Genomic DNA, 17,373 nt, shown 5'->3' with positions numbered 1-17,373 from the left:
CAGGAGTGAAGCCCACAGGTCCGCATCAATAGATATCGCGCCCTGGCTCCAGCCGTCGTCAGGCCAGGGCCGTTCCCCGCTTGCGCCGCATCGTCCCCCCATGCACCGCTAATGCCAGGCCGGTTCAACCTCAGCGGGCCCGGGGCATCCCTCTGCCGGCGAATCGCGGCCCAGGGTGTTCATGACCCAGCGGAGGGATTCTTGACTCGCTATCTGGCGAGCCGGACTCGCCAGATGGCGAAACTCATGCCGCCGTCCTCCCTGTGTGAGAGGGATTGGCAGCGTTGTTGCTAGAGTCCACAGTGACAAGGAGGAGCCGCATGATGGATTCGACGCCCGGATGGGTCCTTCGCCTGACGACCACGGAGAACGGGAAGGAATACTCACTCGAGGAGCAGGGAGCGCCCCCCGTGCTCATGGGGAGACTGGGGTGCTCACTTGAGTCGAAGCTCTCGCTGCTCCGCGAGGAGCTGGCCCCCAGGCTCGCGGCCCGGCGAGCTGCAGGGGAGAAGTTGCGGCTCACGTTGCCGGACGAGGCGCTCCAACTCGCGATGGCCCTGGCGACCCTCGTGCCAGGAGGCTGGGATGAGCTCTCGCTCGCCACCGAGGTGACGTGCACCGATGAGCGGAGCTCCCCGCCCGATGGGAGCACGCAGACGGACTCCCGTGTCGGCTCCTCACCGCCATCCCTACGGGCCCCGACCCGGCCCGTGCCCCTCACCTACGCGAAGTCGCTCCACGATCTGGAGCTCGCCGCCTGCTGGTATGGCCGGGACGCACGACAGACCCGAGAAGCACGCGACGTCGTCCTTGGCTTCCCGGAGGCCCGTGCCGATGGCGGCGCCCGCGCCGAGCGCGTCCTCCAGCAGGGCGTGCGGACCCACGAGGAGTTGGAGAAGCTGGAGGTGCTCGCCAGGAAGCACGGCGCCGAGGCCCCACAGACGCGGATGGCGCTCGAGGAAGCCGTGCGCAGGGTGTCCTGGTGGAAGGGGTTTCGCGAACGGGCAAACCGTACCCTCGCGCAAGCGTCCGCCGCCCGCGCGCGCCGGCAGGCCATGCCAGGCCCCCCTACCTCGACCGTCCGTCCAGGAGGCGCCGAGCACCAGATCCAGAGGCTGAAGCCCAGCTCCCGCTGGACGCTCCTCATCGACGAAGGAGGCGCCATTCCCGATGACCCGGCGGCACCGGCGCCAGGCCCCCGAGGGCGCTTCGTCGGCCTACTCGTCCCGGAGCCGGCCCCCCTCGTGCCGCTGAAGCCCGGCTGGCACGCCATGGAGCAGCATGACCCCAGGGCCATCGACGCAGTCGTCCAGACTGTTCTCGATGCCCCTGTGGGAGTGCTCGGCATCGAGTTGGACGCCCTTCCCCCTTCACGCGCGAACCGCTGGGTGACCGGCGTGTTGGAGCTCATCCATTGGGTGTGCCGGCTGCTGCCCATGGACGGAGCCACCCACCTGACGGTCCTCATCGAACAGCGGGGCGAGTTCGTGGCGGGCACGAGCTGGCAGGCCGCGACGGCCGAGATGCTCCGGCATCTCGCCGAGCGGGAGCCAGAGCGGTACCGGCAGCTCGGGCTGAACCTGCGGCTCGTCAGGAAGGGCGACTCGGAACTCAACGGATATGTGGATGCCCTCGCGTTCACCTGGACCAGCACGGCCGGCGCGAGTCAGGCGCGGCTGAAACAGAGCCGGCTGCGTGAGGGATGTCTGCACGCCGGGAATGCCCACGAGCTGCGGAGGAGTTGGGAGGCCTTCGGGGGTGGCCACCCGCTTCCGGGCGAGCAGTGGCGTGGCCTCGTGCGGCAGCCGGACGCGGAGGTGCCCGGCGCCATCCCCCACCTCCTCCTCGCTCGCGTCCGGGAAGCCTGCCTCCGCGATCCCGGGTATTGGCAGGAGCTCCTCGACGCGGTGCGCGCCCACATGGAGAGCAAGGCTGTCCAACTGCGCGAGCTCGGTCGCGAAGTGGAGTTCCTCTCCTCGTGCATGCCCCAGGACCGCGCGCTCAAGCCGCTGTTGCGCCTGGCGTGGCTTACGGCCCGGTTGGAGAAGGCCAACCACTCCGGCGAGGTGGACAGCCAGCTCGACCGGGAGCTCGATGCGTTGGGGAGCCGGCTCCATGACGAGGCCCCCACGCTGGTGTGCCAGGCCGATCTGGACCGGGCCGTGCTCGCGACGAACCGGTTCGACTTCCCGGGGGCCACGCACGCACTTTCCCGGTGGAAGGACACGGCACCAGCGATCCCGGGGCTCAGGCACTGGGGACGCATCCAGAGCTCTCTCGGCCAGCACGCCGCCTTCGCGGGCCTCCACGCCAAGGCGGAAGAGCTGCTGGGCTCCGCGCTGGAGGCCTTCGCGCGCCTGTCGGATGACGATGTCGCGCGGGCCGAGCAGTCCCAGACGGCCACCTATCTCGCCATCGTGACCATGGATACGCCGGGTGCGCCGCCCGAGCGGACCCGCGAGCGCGTCGCCTCGGTCGTCCCGCTCACTCCCGATTCCATCCAGCGGATGGCACGCGGTAGCGGAGCCCAGGAGAAGTTCGCCCACCACCTCATGCTGCGCTTCCTCGTCCTGCATGGCAGCCAGGACGAGCGTCGGGTCTACCTGGCGGAGCGAGAGGCTTGGAGGGTGCGGGAAGGACACCCCTGGCCCCTCATCGAACTCTACCGGGCGCTGCTGCTCCACGAAGCAGGTGCGCGGGAAGAGGCCGCATCACACCTCCTCACGGGGGTGGAGCTCGCGCTGGCCGGGGACCAGGGACCGGCCCTGGCCTTCATCGGGCTCGTCATGGGGCTGGTGGGCATCCAGTTGGGCCTGCCGGCGAACTGGCCCATTCCCGACCCGACGCGGCTGCGCGGCGCACTGCCGTGCGCGCCATGGGGCCCCATCACCGAGGCCCTGGAAGGCCGCTGGACGCGCGGTCCCCTGGCGCTTCTCGAGCACAGTCTCCCCTTCAACTTCCGTTGACCCCACCCTCAAGCGCAGGAGGATGCATGCCCACCGCATCGTCGCCCATCCACCGCCGGGTCCTGCTCCAGTTCGCCGGCTCTCAGCGCAATTCCCGAGGGAGGCGGCACCGCCCGGGCCTCGAGCTTTCCACCCGGAACATCACGGGCCATGGCCCCTTCGATGACGTGGTGGTGCTCTACAAGACGGACGATGCCGCCGTGGAGCAGGTTGCCCATGCGCTGGTTGAAGACATCCAGCGAGAAAGACCTCGCTCCCGGAGCAAGCCCCTCGCCCTGGGCGTGGGGAGCACCTGGAAGGACCCCTCGCGCAGAAGCGAGGCCCAGAAGCCCATCCGCCAGTTCCTTGAGTCGTTCCTGCGGCAGTTTGGCTCCCGGCTCGCGACCACGGAGTTCTTCGTTTCGACCGTGACCGGGACGCCCGCGCAGTGGACGCAACTCCTCGAAGGACTCGAACAGGAAGGCGCGACGACCTCGTTGATCCGGCAGCGGAAGGAAGGCCACTTCGAGTTCCTCCGCATCCACCCCATGGAAGGCGTGGCCCAGCGACAGCCCCCCGAGCAGCAACTCCGGCTGCTCGGCAACTCTCCTTTCGCCTGGGACGTCCTGCTGACGGGTCCGACGGGGGTGGGCAAGTCGCGCGCCGCGAAGGGGCTGCACGCGAGCTGGGCGAAGAACCTGGCACGGCCCGGAGCCCTCAAGCGCATCAACTGCGCTGGCATTCCCGCGGACCTGCTGGAGGCAGAGCTGTTCGGCCACCAAAAGGGTTCCTTCACTGGAGCCATCGCCGACCGAGACGGCCTCTTCCGCTCCGCGGACCGTGGGACGGTCTTCCTCGACGAAGTCGGAGAGCTGCCTCTGGCGCTGCAAGCCAAGCTGCTCACCGCCATCGAACCGCAGAACGAGAAGGGACGATGGGTCCGCCGTATCCGCCCCGTGGGTGGAGAGGACGAATTCGTCGCGGATGTCCGGCTCGTGCTCGGCACCCATCGCAACCTCTGGGAGGAAGCATCCGCGGGCCGCTTCCGTGTCGACCTGCTCGGGAGGATCTCGACCCATGTGGTGGCCCTGCCCTCGCTGACCCAGGTCCGGCACCGGATCCTGGGCGCCTACCTGGATCGCCTGGAGCAAATGGAGCAGCACGTCGCCCACCAGGCCGGTGGACCGGTGAGCTTCGTCCTCCACCGTGAAGCCCTGGATGCCATCCAGGACTTCGCCCTCTCCGCTGAGAGCCAATGGACCTGGAACTACCGCGACGTGGAGCAGTCCGCGGAGCGGCTAGCGCTCCTGGCTTGGTCACACAGACGAGGGAAGGCTAAACGCGTAGGAATTGGCATGGACATCGTGACGAAGGAGATTCACTTCCTTCAGGAGCGATGGAACTCGATGCCCGGAAATGGGGAGCGGGAGAAAGGCAGCTGGACGGATCTGGAAGAAGCCATGCGTGCTGGCGGATTGGACTCGCTCTCGGAACTCGAGCGATGGGAGACACGTTGGCTCCTCCAGGCCAGGCGAGCCACTCGAAACCAAGCGGACGCCTGGCGCTGGATACAAGAGCGCAACCTCTTGCCCTTCCATGGTGGGCGAGAGAAAGGAAATCCCACGGATTCATTCAAGAAGCGATGGGATCGGTACGCTGAATACTGGAAGGAGGCGCTCAATCCCACCCCGCGTCAAGCGCTGCCCTCTTCCATCAAAGAGGACTGACTACACTCCCCATTTGAGATCGGCGAATAGCTTGCGGTGGTCTTCTTCACTCTGAAGATTGCCCTTCTTCACCCAACTCCACAGAGTGCCTGCAACCCAGGCCGTACGCAGGGCAACGTCCCTGACGAAACGAAAATCGTCCAAGAGGTTTGATACCCTGCCGTGCGCCACAGCACTTCGCGCCTCGTAGATCTTCTTCATGAAATGGTCATAGGCCTGCTTGCGTTCGTGCGGGTCAGAGTGCAGCAAGGCGTATCTTTCACCAAGGATGGCCCCGGGCCCTCCCCCGCTCTCCCCGAGAAGGGCTTCCAATGCAATACCCAGAGCCAATACAGACTCTTGTTTGCTCAATGACCAATGAGCCCTCGCATACCACTTCGCAGCGATCTTGAATCGCCTGGCGATAGGCCCCTGATCCGCCATGATTGCCACGACATTGGCCCGTCGCTCATCATTCTGAAGAAACACCTCTAGCGGCCACGGCTCCTCTCCGTACCCGCTATACTGAACTCCGCGGTGCGCTTGCGACTGCATGTAGATGGATGCGGAGAGTTCCTCCATCACAGGCTCACAGGTTTTACCAATGCGCCCAAGCGCATGTCGGTCCACCTGGAGCCCTCTGAGTCCTGGACGAAAGGCATCTCCCCGCAGGCTAAAGAGCCCTTGAGCCTCCAGATCTGGCTCAAACAACATGGACAGCTCAACAATGTCTTCGAATACCGACTCAGCAACCCTGCGGGCATGCCTTCCGGCCGAAGACACTACGACCCCAATGACGACGGGTTGCTCCTGAGAGGACTCCATCGCAGAGAGGGCGCTCTCCTTGCACCACCAGACGCCGGCCTCCGCAAGCGCGACAGGATCCCCATATATCTCCTGTAGCACAGTCATCCACTCGCGACCCAACCGCCCCATTACAGCATTTCCGGTAACAATGGGCGGCCCCTTCCAGCCCACATGAGAGACTGGAAACACAACCAGACTTGGACCCGGGGATATCAGATGCTTGAGCCGCTTATCCAGTTCGTCCCGGACATGCTGCTTCATCCCGTCCATGGGGAGCGTCGCAACCATTGATGCAACGATGCCCCAGATCTCCTCTTCGTCCCAGATCGCCCGAAAAGAGGCCTGCCTGAGCAGGCTCAAGACGGCTGACTCGATTGCCTCCACACCTTGCTGTGTGAAGCGGACAACCTGCTCGCTGTCGAATGGAATCAGGGCCTGTGCTGAGTAACGATGTACTTGCGAGCACCAGCCGTAAACCCAAGGCTTCTTGGAACCGCGTGGTTCCAGTGTTCGCTCGGCCGCTGCGCGCCAGAGGAGTTCGGCGGGAGTCAGTGCTTTCTGCTTCCCCATCATTGCCTCGCACAAATGCAACTGGACGCTGCATGGAATGCGCAATACTAATTTTTCACCGTCAGCCTTAACAAGCGGTCGCGAATCTCGCAAGACCTCTAGCGGTGCGCCTGAGGTCGGCGCGGGGGGCTGGACAAGCGGTGTATTGGGTTCTGCGTGCGGCGAGGTATGCGAAGTCCTTCCGGCTTGCCGAAACGAGAACTAGCATTGGGCTGCTGGACAAATCAGGAGTAGCAGGTCGGCAGACACACGACCCCGTAGCTCCACGACAAGGCTGGCGCGTAGCCTGTAGTCGGCGAGACGGACCCGAAGTTCCCGCCGCAGAGATCGTCGCGAACGTGCTTTCGCGTGCTGAGTTCGAGAACTGGAGCGTCTGCGGCGAGAGCCCCTGTACCTACTTTGGGCGCGTTGCGCCAAGGCGCTTGGTGCGTCACTTCTCGCCGTCCTCTTTCTCGGCCTCCCGAAACAGATCCCGGAGTGGCACCTTGAAAGCCGCGGACGCAGCTACCAATGTGGCCACCGTGACATTTGCGGCCCCCTGCTCCATCTTGATGATGTGCTTCGGATGGACACCGATGGCTTCGGCGGCCTGTTCCTGGGTAAGGCCCTGCTCCAACCTCAGTTCCCGAAGCCGCTCCCCTAGTCGCCGCAACTCCCGCTTGATGGCACGAGCTGTCGGACCTCGCGTCCAGACCTCCGAACGACCACGCTTGACGGGGGGCTTTCCTGTGGGCACATCACGGACTTATCCACGGCCGCTCATGAGCTACACAGCTCATGAGCTACATGCTCCTTCGCTGGTGGTAGCCCCGTCACGTCACTTGTTGCTGGTGTCCTCCTCATCAGAATCAGGAAACAAATCCCGGAGTGGCACCTTGAAAGCCACGGACACGGCTACCAACGTGGCCACCGTGACGTTTGCGGCCCCCTGCTCCATCTTGATGATGTGCTTCGGGTGGACACCGATGGCTTCGGCTGCCTGCTCCTGAGTGAACCCACGCTCCAACCGCAGCTCCCGGAGCCGTTCCCCCAGTCGGTGCAACTCTCGCTTGATGGCACGGGCTGTTGGGCCTCGCGTCCAGACTTCCGAACGACCGCGCTTGGTGGGCGCATCCTCTGCTGTAGGCACAGGCCGGACTTACTGAGGGTCGCTCATGAACTACACAGCTCATGAACTACTTGGCCGCACGTGGTCGGGATGGCAGGATGTAGCTCATGAGCTACACTCCCAGCAGACCTTGACACACGAAAGGACGGCCGACATGACCGAAGAGAACGGGAGCCTTCCCTCGCCTCTGGCACTGAGCCTGGATCTGGAGCTGAACACTCTGGCCAGTGCGACTCGGGGGGCCCAGATTCTAGCGGACCTCCAGGCCCAGCATGGACTTCCAGATGAAGAGCTGGAGCGGGCTGCCCCCGCCTGCATCATGTCCATGTTGGCCCTCGTGGTTGAGCGCATCGGGCAGCTTCGGCGCGTGGTCCGCAACGAGGAGGACCCGGCCCACCTCTGGGCTCCTCACAACGCCGTGGAGGATCCAGCTACAAGCGGCGAGTCTGCCGAGGACATCGTCCTGTTCTCCTGGAACTCCCTCCGCGTGCCCGTGGTGACGTGGAATCCACATCCGCAGGGGGAGGCCCCGAGGGAGCCGAAGGGGCGCAAGAACCGGGGCCAGCAGCCGAAGGAAGCAACCTCCGAGTCCCCCAGCGCGTCCGGGGACAAGGAGCCTGGGCCGTCCACTTCCGAGTCCCGCTAAAGGGGAGGCAGGGGCGAGGCGGGCACCGCCTGCGGTACGGCGGCTTCTCCCTCCCCGCCGTCAGCGCCCTTGGAGGGCTCTGGCGGTGCGCGACCGGGTAAGCGCATGGAGCTGCCCTCCCCAGAGTGGTCTCCACGCGCTCCAGAGCCAGCCTGCCCTGCTGGTCGATGCGCCGGGGCTCGTCTTCAGCCCGCCGGCTGCCAGGGCGGATTCGAGGCTCTCCAGGCTCAGGCCGTGCTCACGGACCCGCTCGATGGTGTTGGGCTGCTGGTCGTGGCTCGAACCCCGGAGAGGTCCTCCTTCCTGGAGGCAGCGGGCCACATGCGACCTGAGGCCCTTCAGGACGCCCCAGACCGGGCTCTGCTCGGAGGAGGTCTGCCGCAGGCGGGTACGGAGAGCTGCCAGCAGCTCGCGGTCATCCATGACCAGGAGGATCTCCACTGACCGGCCGTTCCCCAGGCGGGTCACCGCCGCCCCGCGTCCAAAAAAGCCGTCGATAGAGCGAGCTATGTAGCGGCTACGAGGCGTCGGGTTGGCCGCGCACGCGAACTGACGCCCCGCGCTCGACCAGTCATCGAAGACCCCGTGGATCAGATCGAGAGCTTCCTTGAACGAGCCAATTGTGGTTTCCCAGGGCGATCAGAAGTCCTCGACGTTCATTTCCTATCCTGCTCGCTCGCACTCGCCTCCGGAGGGGAACGGCGCGATGCGCACGAGCGATCGGGTTCTCGTTGTGGCAAGCGGATGGTCTACCTGGTGCCGCTGACCGTGGACAAGCTCGACCAGCCTACGGAAGTTCGGCTTGAGCTGGACCGGCTCGGGGTGAAGGTCATCTCCCTCCAGGAGGGCTGACTGGACACCACCGTGCTCGTGCGGTCCCTCCTGGTGGCGATCTTCGGCTGGGTGGCCAAGCAGGAGCGGCACCGCCTCATCGAGCGCACCAAGGCCGGCCTGGATCGGGCCCGTGCCCAAGGCAAGCGCCTGGGGAGGCCACTGGCCTCGCCGGTCCGGACCGTGGTCCGGGCAACCGCCCCTGGTTCCCTGGGCCCCACCGGGTGCTAGCGGTTTCCCGTCACCCGCCCCCAAAACCAGGGTTGACTCTCCTCACCGCGGGGCGAGCGTAGGACGGCCAAGTCTGGCCGAACGCCTCAAGCTCGCGCGCCGAACACACGACCGTGAGCCAGCTGCCTTCCGTGTGGCGCTTGAGGCGCGTCAGCCCGGCGTAGACCAAGGCGAGGGCCTTCGGGTCGGCGGCGGCGTCGACGTAGATGACGAGCAGCCGCGTCTCCCAGCCCTTGAAGCTGTGCAGCGTCGTGGCCTTTACGCGGGCGTCGCCCATGAAGAAACCCATCTTCTGGCGCCGCTGCTCGATGTTGTCGGCGGAGAAGGTGTTGAGCGTGCGAATCCTGAATCGGTCTTCCAGCAACTGAGACACTTTAGCCCCGACGCTCGTGGCCTCGCTCAGCAGCGTGATGTCGGCATTGGCCAGGCCGTTGCGGCCCGTCAGCCTCATCAGCGCGAGGAGTTCGTCGGCGCAGACGCTGGTGGCATCGGCCTTGTCGCACTGCACCCATCGCAGGGTGCAAGGGTACAGATTGAGGTCGCCCTGCTCGGGCTCGGGCAGCTGCGCGGTCTCTGCCGGCAGGAATCGCTGCGCGAATTCGCGTGCCATCTTCAGCGCCGCGGGCGGCAGCCGATAGCTGACATCGAGCTGTGCCCACCCGCCTCGGAACCCTGCGCCCTGCATGACCTCGTCGGTCCAGGCCTTGGCCGTACCGTAGACGTCCTGCGTTGCGTCGGCCACCAGCATCATTTCGCCGCCGGGCACGAGCGCCTTGCGCAGCGCGCTCCACCAGTGCGGGTGGAAGTCCTGACCCTCGTCGACGAGGATCGCGTCGTACTTCGTGGCCCCGGGCTGCTCGACGGCTTCACTGGCCAGCGCCGGGATCTCGTCGTCGAGCAGGACCTGCCGCTGCCCCGGGGACGATTCGACCGCCCCCCGCACGAGATGGTGGTAGCGGGCATCCCACCCGGCCTCGTAGCACACGTGTTTGCACCAATAGTGGAAGTGCATGAGGCAAACGTTGTTCATGCGCTGCGGCGAGTCGATGCCGCGGACCATCAGGTCGCGCAGGTAATGCCACAACGTGATGTTGAAGGTGACCACGAGCACCTGCTTGCCTTCGTTCATCAGCCGTGCGGCCCGGGCGGCGAGCACCAGCGACTTGCCCGAGCCGGCGGGCCCTTTGATGCGTCGGTAGCCAGTCTCGGTGCGCGTTTCCGCCAGCGAGCGCTGACGGCGATCAAGCATCAACGGCTCGCGCTGCGTCGACGAGAAGTTCGGCTCTACAAGCCAGCCGCGCAAGTCATCGGCCAAGGCGTTGGTCATCAACCGAGAGTGCGCGCGCTGTGATTCGGGGAAGATACGCCGCAGGTCGGCGGCGGCGACCGCTTCCGTCCCACTGATAGGCGCGTAGCGCGCGTAGTCTTCCTCGTCGCGCTTGGGCAGGAAGGGCGCAAGCAGTCGCTCGACGCGCGAGCCTGTGGCAAACGGGAATATGACGCCTGCGGTGATCGCCCCCCAGCCGTCGCACCTGCCCGGGCGCGAGTTGTAGCCGAGCCGAGGGCAGTACAGCTCGTAGATCTCCCTCCGGTATAGTCGGACCTTTGGAATCGGGTTGTCCGCCTGGATACAGAACGCCTTGCCATCGCGCTCGGCCCACAGCGTCTCGACCCCGTTGCGATCCTTCGTCCAGAAATAGCGCATCGCGTCGAGGTTCCAGTCCTTGACCTCGAAAACAGCAATGCCAACCTGCGGGTTGAGCAGCACGAAGTCCGGGCGCAACCCGTTGAGATGGGGTTGGATGTAAATCTCCCACCCCGGCGACAGGCACTGGTCGAAGATCGAGAGCACGGCCTGCTCGCCCGCAGTCAGCGGCTGGCGAAGCCGGTTACGCGCATCAAGCGGCGGATGGATAATCCTCTTCACGCTGAGAGTTATCCATATCACGTAATCCCCCGCACTCCTTGTGCTGGCCGGGTGGTTTTCGGCTGATGGACGCCTACGCGGCCACTAGCACCAAGGCTGGTTCGAGGTCCTCCCGCAGCAGGCCGTGCTCCCGAACGTGCTCGCGGATCCGCTCGACGGCCTTCGCCTGCTGCTCGTGGATGGTACTGGTCCCGGCCCTGCCAGCGCCGATCTGTGCGAGCGTCATTCCCTTGACTCGCTGGCCTACGACCCAGGTCAGCTCGGACCCAAGGCTCTGCCGGAGTTGGTTGGCGTGGTGGCCGGCGTCGGCGCGTGCCAGCACCAGGTCCCCGTGGCCGCCGTCCTCCTGCCCGTGCGCATGGTCCCTGATGTCCTCGTGGCGGCCCTCGAAGTAGATCGATCACAAGCGACCGGCTACGGCCCTGGGCTCACGGGCGGGAGCATCGGCCTTGGCGAGGACCTGGGCCACGGCCTGGCGGACCAGCTTGGAGCACAGGCGGTCCCCGACCGTGAGGGCCACCGGCAGCCCCTCCGCAGGGGGCAGCTCGCCCTGGAGCGAGGCCCGGACGTGGGCCCGCAGGCTCTTCACGGCCTTTGACTTCGATCCGAACTGCCGCGCGCGCACCTGGACTATGCGCCGCCGGATAGCCCGAACTACGGCCCGGTCTTCGAGCAGGAGGAGTTGGTCGGCGCTACCGGCCTGGCCACGGCGTTCGAGCAGGTCCAGGAGCATGTCGGCCACCAAGGCCTGGACGATATCGAGATCAGCCGACCCGAGCACCTGCCGGGCGAGCGTGTACAGCACCCGGGGGATGTCCGGGCCGTGGGAGCGCCGCTCGGCGACGGCCGCGAGGAAGCTGCGAAAACCCACCGTGGCGGCGCTCATCGGGAGCCCTCCCCCACGTGAGAGGCCGCGAGGTCATCCCCTGGTACGCGGAACCGAAGCCAGCGGTGCCGCTCCTGTCGCCAGGCGGACCGTCCCAGGAGCCGGGGCCGGAACACGTGCCGGCAACAAGGACCGCACCCGAGTTTCGGCTGCCCGTGCCTGCGAGAGCGGCAGTTGCACCCCAGGCAGAACGCCCGGCGAAGCGCCAGGGGCTGACCTCGCAGATGCAGTCATTGTTCTGGATGTCGCCACCGTGGACCACTCGGAGGTGTAGCCGCTGCCGACGGGCTCCAATACGGAGCGTCTGGTCACGACGGATTTCGCGCTGGGACACCTGTGCCTCACACCGCACGGCAGGGGCCACCAGTTGCCCTGTCCCCAGGGAATGTTGGCTGCGCGCTCATACGGGCCGTGTCCCTGGCGCGCATCTTGGTGGTGGGCTCAGAGATCAAATCCGGCTGCCACGCACAATGCGCACCGCGCTGCGGGTGTTCCCGCCCTCGCAGGCTGGCTGCGACACTTTAGCCGTTGTGGTGAGTGGTGGTCCTCGTGGTCAGTCCCAAGAGAACTTCGCGGAGGCCGGCTCGTTCTTGGTGACGTGCTCCTCGATGCCGAGCGGCAGCGCAGCGGCAGCCGCCCATCGAAGCCCGGCTGGGTCGGCGCTGGCGGATACCGGACCTGCCGATGAGGCTGTCTGCGGCAGGGGCTCGTTGCTGGCTTCTACGTGCCGGACCTGCATAGGAGCGGCAGCCTCGCCATCAAGCTGGGCCAGCGCCATCTGGAGACGAGCCTCCAAGGCCCGAACTTGCCCAAGGGCATCGGCAAGCAGGGCCCGGGCTCGTAAATCGACAACACTGGATGCGCCAAGACGAGCGATCCACGCCCTCAAGGTCCTCGGTGACAGGTGACGACCGGTACGTGCCAGGAAGGTCGCGCATACCTCGGCCTGCGTGGTGGTCCCGCGCAGGTACTCGGCCACCACTTCGGCGCGGAACTGATCGGTGAGCTTCGGCATCACCGAAAAGATTGCCTCTGCCGATGCAGCCGTTCGGCGGGGCTTGGCGGCAGGCCGCACGAGCGACGGCTCACCGCACCGGGCCGACCGTCCTGACCGGACCACGCTGTCCCCTGATCACGTCCAGGCCGAGCTGATCGGCAAAGGCGACCTCCCTCCGCGAGGGGCTCGGAGCGATTCGTTATTGCCACAGTGAGGCTCCGAAGTTCCGAGCAATCACAAGGAGAACCCCATGGACGACACGCAGCCCCCGAAGAGCAACCCCACCCCGAGAGTCCGACCCACGCTCGTTCGGCTCAGCATTGAACTGGCCGAGGCATTCGAGGACTACCGCCACGAGAAGCAGAAGCAGCAGCGGCGGCACGTGACCAAGCGCGAGCTGGTCGAGCAAGCCCTCTGGCAGCTCATCACCCCGAGCGAGGGCAATCCGTAGTCATGGAGCGCGGCGGCTCGTGCCGCCCAGCTCCGTGCCTGAACGTACCTAGAAGCACAGGAACATCGACATGGCCAAGGAAGACTTCGACACCTACGACAACCCGGCCACCAGCATCGGGTGGGATGCCCCGGCGCAGGAGGGAGATGCCAGCAGCGACGCCCACCGCGAGCAGGGTTCGCAGTCCGATAACGGCCGCTGCGAGCCTGGGAATTGTCCGCTGCTGGTCCTGCCTCGCCACGCAGATGAGGGCTCCATGCGGCTCCGCTGGTGGCAGCGCAAGAAGGGGCGCTGGACCTCCAGCAGCGAGCACGAGTTCGTCCTCGCTCCTGCGGTCGTGCTGGACCACGAACTCCGCGAGGTCGGCCATGACTACTGGTCGGACGGCCCAGACCGCTGCCCCAGCTTGGCGGCGCCGGATGCTGGCATCTGCCCGGAAGACCTCGACATGGCCCGGCGGATCCTCGCGCTCCGCGATGCCGAGGGGCAGCCCCTCGTGGAGGTCATCGGTGCGGACCGCATCCGTAAGCTGGGCTGGCAGGTCAGCGAGGACGCCATCGCCATGGTCTGCTGGTGGAAGACGCTGCTGCCCGAGGGCTTCTGCGAGGAGGACTGCGGCGAGGACAAGTGCGACCACGAGAAGCGCGGGGAGACCGTCATCAAGCGTGTCCCCCACCTCAAGCTCCTCTGCGGCACCTGGGGGCGGTACGAGAAGCAGCCTGGTCTGGCTGACGACAGCGGCGCCGGTCGGCACTACCGCTGGACCGAGAACCCGAACCCACCGAAGAGCAGGTACGTCTGGCACCGGAATGCGGTCGGGGCCTGCGCCTTCATCGACCTCCGAGGAGATGTCCAGGGGCGCCCGGTCCTCGTTACGGAGGGCTTCAAGAAGGGCGCCGTGGCCTGGGCTGTGGGAATGCCCGTAGTGGTCCTCGCCTCGGTCACGCAGGGCGGCAGTGGGAAGGCGGGTCGCGTATTGGACCTGCTTGCTGGCGGCCATGGGCGCTACGAGCTGCACAGCCAGGTCTTGGACATGTTCAACGGCGCGCGGGTGCTGTGGGCATTCGACACGGACATCATCACCAAGGAATCCGTCCGGCGGTCGCTGGCTGGGTCGATGGTCTCGGCGAAGTTGTGCGTCGGCATTGAGCCGGAGTTCATCCTCTTCCCGCAAGGCGACAAGACCAAGGGGGCGCTGGATTCGTTCCTGCTCGCCAACAAGAGGAAGGACCCGTGGGGCTTGCTCCGCCCGCTGGTCGTGACGCTGAACTCCCTGGACTGCTGTGGCCAGTGGCTGCGCAGTCCTCGGGGGCCGGACGTGGTGTCAGTCGCCTGGGAGTACTTCCGCGAGCTGAGGACCCGCAGGAAGGGCGCCGAGGAGCCGGCGGCCGCGCTCCGCGCCTGGGTGTCGAAGTGCGTGGACGCCGAGCGTGCCCGGGATCTGTTGGTCCCCTACGACCAGGATGCTCTCGCGCGGAACCAGCGGAATCGGCTCCAGGCGCATCTCGACACCAGGTACGTGCTCGTCAGTCTCGGCCCCGAAGCGTCTAAGGTGATGGCTCGCGAGGGCGTGCGGCTGGTCAAACCCGTGCCCAGCGACAACCCCGACCAAGCCATGGAGCGCACCTGCTTCCGGTGGTGGACCGAAGAGCTGGGTGATGAACCCGAAGGCGTCAGCTTCAGCACCACCGTGAAGCGGTTCAAGCTCAGGAACGACACCCAGGAAGTCAGTCCGATTAGCCGCTCGGACGAGGAGGGGCTCACCAGATGGGTCATGCCGGATGCCGTTCAGGGGCCTTTCCCGCGCACTGAGCGCATCCTCGCGCGGCTCCGGGAGATCGACGCCGAGGGCAACGAAGTTCCGCTGACCCAGGAGAGCCGAGACGCCACCCTGGCGTTCATCGGCGGCATCTTCCAGCTCCAGGCCAGCCGGCAGGTCGCCGTCTGCTGTGGCGAGGGCGGCAACGGCAAGGGCACGCTGGCGAAGCTCGTGGCCTCCGCCTTCGGCGGCATGACCGGCGGTTACAGCGTGGCCTACGCGGTCGGCGATGGGACGTTCAATAGCACCAACAAGCACTGGGCCGTGCCGCTCGTCGGCAAGTACTTCTGCGCCATCCTGGAGTCGAAGAGGTCCCGACTCCTCGAAGACGAGCGGCTGCGTGGGCTCACCGGTGGTGACGCTCTTCCGGTCGATGAGAAGGGCGGGGAGCAGTACAACGCCCCGAACACGACCCGGTGGTGGATCAACACGAATCACACGATGGAGATCACGAGCCAGCGCGCTGACCTCTCGCGGGTCTTCCCTCTGCTGTTCGGTGACCGTGAGACCAATGGGTCCATCACCGATTCTGGCTTCGAGGCCGGAGTCATGGCCGAGCTGCCTCAGTTCATGTGGGCCTGCCTGGAGGCGTACAAGCGGTTGTGCCCGAAGGGCGGAGACGTGCCCCTGACGCAGGGGTTGACCCGGGTCCGCGATCAAATGGTGGCAGCCGGCGAGGCAGAACTGGAGGCGTTCGCCAGCCGCCACCTGGTCTTCCAGCCCGAGGCGGTTCTCAAGGGAACGGACGTTATGAGCCTGGCCCGGTTCCGTGGACACCCGAGATGTGATGGAAGGAGCACGGGATGTCCGCGACTGACGAAAAGCAGAGGAAGCCCCGCAGGCCGCGCCGGGAGTTCACGGCGGAGTACAAGGCCGGGGCGGTGAAGCTGGTGCTGGAGGAGGGCAAGTCCATCCCCCAGGCGGCCCGAGACTTGGACCTGACGGAGTCGGCGCTGCGGCTGTGGGTCGAGCAGACGAAGACGGACAGGGGTGAGGGCAGGCCCGGAGCGCTGGCGACAGGGGAGCGCGAGGAGCTCTCCCGGCTGCGCAAGGAGAACCGGGAGCTGCGGCTGGAGCGAGAAATCCTAAAAAATGCGGCGGCACACTCAACCGGTGAGTGCAAAACAGTGAATTCATCCCGGTTGAGAGGCTGACGGCATGCACGTGGTGAAGAGGCGAGGGCTCACGCCGCGTGAGCGCGTGGACCTGTGGACGCGGTGGAAGGAGGGGCAGTCCCTGAGCGATATCGGTCGCGCGCTCGGCAAGGCCCCTGCATCCGTCTTCGGCTACCTCGCGGCTCGAGGCGGCATTGCTCCCGCTGCACGGAAGCGTCGTCCGGACGCACTCACTGAGGCTGACCGTGAGGAAATTTCCCGCGGCCTCTCCGCCGGGCACTCGTTGCGCGCCATCGCCGAGCGCCTCGGCAAGGCGCCCTCCACTCTCACCCGAGAGGTAGCCCGCAACGGCGGCAGGGAGCGTTACCGCGCGGCAAACGCGGAGGCACGTGCCTGGCAGAAGGCTCGCCGTCCCAAGCGGTGCAAGCTCGCACTGCACCCGTACCTCCAGAGTACGGTGGCGCAGAAGCTTCAACTCGACTGGTCACCCGAGCAGATCGCCGGTTGGCTCAGGCGCGAGTACAAGGACAGCGCGATGCACGTCTCGCACGAGACCCTCTACAAGAGTCTCTTCATTCAGGCGCGCGGTGTGCTCAAGCGCGAGTTGCTGCAGCATCTGCGCTCCAGGCGTCCGATGCGCCGGGCACGGGCATCCACCACCGATGGCCAACGCCGAGGGCAGATTATCGGTGCCGTTTCCATTCGTGAACGCCCGGCAGAGGCCGAGGACCGCGCCATTCCCGGGCACTGGGAGGGTGACCTCCTCAGCGGCGCGAGCAACAGCCATATCGCCACCCTCGTCGAGCGCCACTCACGCTTCACGATGCTGGTGAAGGTCGAGGGCAAGGACGCGGAGAGCGTTACCTCGGGCCTCTCCCGTCAGGTCAAGACGCTTCCCACCGCCCTGCGCCGCACGCTCACCTGGGACCGCGGCATGGAAATGGCGCAGCACCGGCGCTTCAGCATTGAAACCAACGTCCAAGTCTACTTCTGCGACCCGCGGAGCCCCTGGCAGCGCGGGACGAACGAGAACACCAACCGCCTCCTGCGCCAGTACTTCCCCGATGGGACTGACCTGTCTGCCTACTCGCAGGCCCAGCTCAACGCGGTTGCCGCCCGCCTCAACCTTCGCCCACGTAAGACGCTCGGTTTCCTTTCTCCCGCCGAGAAGCTAGAGAGCGTGTTGCTCTGACCGGTTGAGTGTGCCGCGGCCTTCTTCGCGAAGGAGATGAAATGAAGTTCGCCTTCATCGACGCGAAGAAGGCCCTCTTCCCGGTAGCCTCCCTCTGCCGTCATCTGGAGGTTTCTCGCAGTGGCTACTACGCCTGGGCGAA

At 66.1% G+C, this 17,373-nt stretch carries 16 protein-coding genes and 1 pseudogene; 9 read left to right on the top strand and 8 right to left on the bottom strand.

Going from position 1 to position 17,373, the window contains the following annotated elements; all coding sequences use genetic code 11:
* The first annotated feature begins 320 nt into the window (after nucleotides 1-320).
* Nucleotides 321-2,966 carry a hypothetical protein gene (locus D7V77_RS04890; protein ID WP_120575105.1) on the top strand — a complete coding sequence of 882 codons (2,646 nt, stop codon included), beginning with the start codon at nucleotides 321-323 and terminating at the stop codon, nucleotides 2,964-2,966.
* 407 nt (nucleotides 2,967-3,373) lie between these two features.
* The gene (locus D7V77_RS04885) at nucleotides 3,374-4,672 is read left to right on the top strand and encodes a sigma 54-interacting transcriptional regulator (RefSeq protein ID WP_158624329.1); all 1,299 of its coding nucleotides are present in this window, start codon (nucleotides 3,374-3,376) and stop codon (nucleotides 4,670-4,672) included.
* On the opposite strand, the gene D7V77_RS43190 is transcribed toward D7V77_RS04885, so the two are convergent.
* The 4 genes from D7V77_RS43190 to D7V77_RS43585 form a co-directional block, all read right to left on the bottom strand.
* Entirely contained in the window at nucleotides 4,673-6,121 is a 1,449-nt protein-coding gene (locus D7V77_RS43190) for a HEPN domain-containing protein (RefSeq protein WP_147451982.1), read from the bottom strand.
* A gap of 337 nt (nucleotides 6,122-6,458) precedes the next feature.
* Nucleotides 6,459-6,764, bottom strand: coding sequence for a helix-turn-helix domain-containing protein (locus tag D7V77_RS45510; protein ID WP_120575102.1), 306 nt, complete (start codon nucleotides 6,762-6,764; stop codon nucleotides 6,459-6,461).
* 81 nt (nucleotides 6,765-6,845) lie between these two features.
* Nucleotides 6,846-7,157 carry a helix-turn-helix transcriptional regulator gene (locus D7V77_RS45505; protein WP_120575101.1) on the bottom strand — a complete coding sequence of 104 codons (312 nt, stop codon included), beginning with the start codon at nucleotides 7,155-7,157 and terminating at the stop codon, nucleotides 6,846-6,848.
* Nucleotides 7,158-7,386: 229 nt separating this feature from the next.
* On the bottom strand, nucleotides 7,387-7,533 hold the full coding sequence (locus tag D7V77_RS43585; protein WP_158624325.1) for a hypothetical protein: 147 nt from the start codon (nucleotides 7,531-7,533) through the stop codon (nucleotides 7,387-7,389).
* A gap of 834 nt (nucleotides 7,534-8,367) precedes the next feature.
* Between D7V77_RS43585 and D7V77_RS43185 the strand changes: the two genes are divergently transcribed.
* Both D7V77_RS43185 and D7V77_RS04855 read left to right on the top strand, forming a co-directional pair.
* Complete coding sequence (locus tag D7V77_RS43185; RefSeq protein ID WP_147451981.1) at nucleotides 8,368-8,634, top strand: hypothetical protein; 267 nt, start codon at nucleotides 8,368-8,370, stop codon at nucleotides 8,632-8,634.
* A gap of 12 nt (nucleotides 8,635-8,646) precedes the next feature.
* Entirely contained in the window at nucleotides 8,647-8,844 is a 198-nt protein-coding gene (locus D7V77_RS04855; protein ID WP_199733736.1) for a recombinase family protein, read from the top strand.
* Nucleotides 8,845-8,854: 10 nt separating this feature from the next.
* Here the strand turns inward: D7V77_RS04855 and D7V77_RS04850 are convergent, their stop codons facing one another.
* The 4 genes from D7V77_RS04850 to D7V77_RS43180 all read right to left on the bottom strand — a co-directional run bounded on the left by D7V77_RS04850 (nucleotide 8,855) and on the right by D7V77_RS43180 (nucleotide 12,672).
* Nucleotides 8,855-10,771, bottom strand: a complete 1,917-nt coding sequence (locus D7V77_RS04850; protein WP_199733735.1) for an AAA family ATPase — start codon at nucleotides 10,769-10,771, stop codon at nucleotides 8,855-8,857.
* Nucleotides 10,772-10,844: 73 nt separating this feature from the next.
* Nucleotides 10,845-11,093: a hypothetical protein gene (locus D7V77_RS04845; protein ID WP_120575097.1), complete on the bottom strand. Its 249-nt coding sequence runs from the start codon at nucleotides 11,091-11,093 to the stop codon at nucleotides 10,845-10,847.
* Nucleotides 11,094-11,171: 78 nt separating this feature from the next.
* Nucleotides 11,172-11,657 carry a hypothetical protein gene (locus D7V77_RS04840; RefSeq protein WP_120575096.1) on the bottom strand — a complete coding sequence of 162 codons (486 nt, stop codon included), beginning with the start codon at nucleotides 11,655-11,657 and terminating at the stop codon, nucleotides 11,172-11,174.
* 553 nt (nucleotides 11,658-12,210) lie between these two features.
* Nucleotides 12,211-12,672 (bottom strand): transposase, encoded by a 462-nt coding sequence (locus D7V77_RS43180; protein ID WP_147451980.1) that lies wholly within the window; start codon nucleotides 12,670-12,672, stop codon nucleotides 12,211-12,213.
* A 232-nt stretch (nucleotides 12,673-12,904) separates the two neighbouring features.
* Between D7V77_RS43180 and D7V77_RS04835 the strand changes: the two genes are divergently transcribed.
* From D7V77_RS04835 to D7V77_RS44590, 5 genes and pseudogenes are all read left to right on the top strand, one after another.
* On the top strand, nucleotides 12,905-13,105 hold the full coding sequence (locus tag D7V77_RS04835; RefSeq protein WP_120575095.1) for a hypothetical protein: 201 nt from the start codon (nucleotides 12,905-12,907) through the stop codon (nucleotides 13,103-13,105).
* 70 nt (nucleotides 13,106-13,175) lie between these two features.
* A complete protein-coding gene (locus tag D7V77_RS04830; protein WP_120575094.1) occupies nucleotides 13,176-15,809 on the top strand; it encodes a DUF5906 domain-containing protein in 2,634 nt (877 codons plus the stop codon).
* Nucleotides 15,806-16,078 carry a transposase gene (locus tag D7V77_RS04825; RefSeq protein WP_233596697.1) on the top strand — a complete coding sequence of 91 codons (273 nt, stop codon included), beginning with the start codon at nucleotides 15,806-15,808 and terminating at the stop codon, nucleotides 16,076-16,078. Before D7V77_RS04830 ends, D7V77_RS04825 begins: the two co-directional genes overlap by 4 nt.
* A 4-nt stretch (nucleotides 16,079-16,082) precedes the next feature.
* The gene (locus D7V77_RS04820) at nucleotides 16,083-17,231 is read left to right on the top strand and encodes an IS30 family transposase (protein ID WP_120575092.1); all 1,149 of its coding nucleotides are present in this window, start codon (nucleotides 16,083-16,085) and stop codon (nucleotides 17,229-17,231) included.
* 17 nt (nucleotides 17,232-17,248) lie between these two features.
* Nucleotides 17,249-17,373 (top strand): annotated as a pseudogene (locus tag D7V77_RS44590) (IS3 family transposase); the annotation flags it as partial.

The organism is Corallococcus sp. CA041A, assembly GCF_003612075.1.
GTDB classification, from domain to species: Bacteria; Myxococcota; Myxococcia; order Myxococcales; family Myxococcaceae; genus Corallococcus; species Corallococcus exiguus.
This window is presented reverse-complemented; position numbering and strand designations above follow the sequence as displayed.

Excerpts from the sequence above, each read along its gene's own strand:
- D7V77_RS04835 (WP_120575095.1), top strand. The coding sequence starts at position 12,905 with ATGGACGACACGCAGCCCCCGAAGAGCAACCCCACCCCGAGAGTCCGA.
- D7V77_RS43180 (WP_147451980.1), bottom strand. The coding sequence starts at position 12,672 with ATGCCGAAGCTCACCGATCAGTTCCGCGCCGAAGTGGTGGCCGAGTAC.
- D7V77_RS04820 (WP_120575092.1), top strand. The coding sequence starts at position 16,083 with ATGCACGTGGTGAAGAGGCGAGGGCTCACGCCGCGTGAGCGCGTGGAC.
- D7V77_RS04840 (WP_120575096.1), bottom strand. The coding sequence starts at position 11,657 with ATGAGCGCCGCCACGGTGGGTTTTCGCAGCTTCCTCGCGGCCGTCGCC.
- D7V77_RS04830 (WP_120575094.1), top strand. The coding sequence starts at position 13,176 with ATGGCCAAGGAAGACTTCGACACCTACGACAACCCGGCCACCAGCATC.
- D7V77_RS04890 (WP_120575105.1), top strand. The coding sequence starts at position 321 with ATGATGGATTCGACGCCCGGATGGGTCCTTCGCCTGACGACCACGGAG.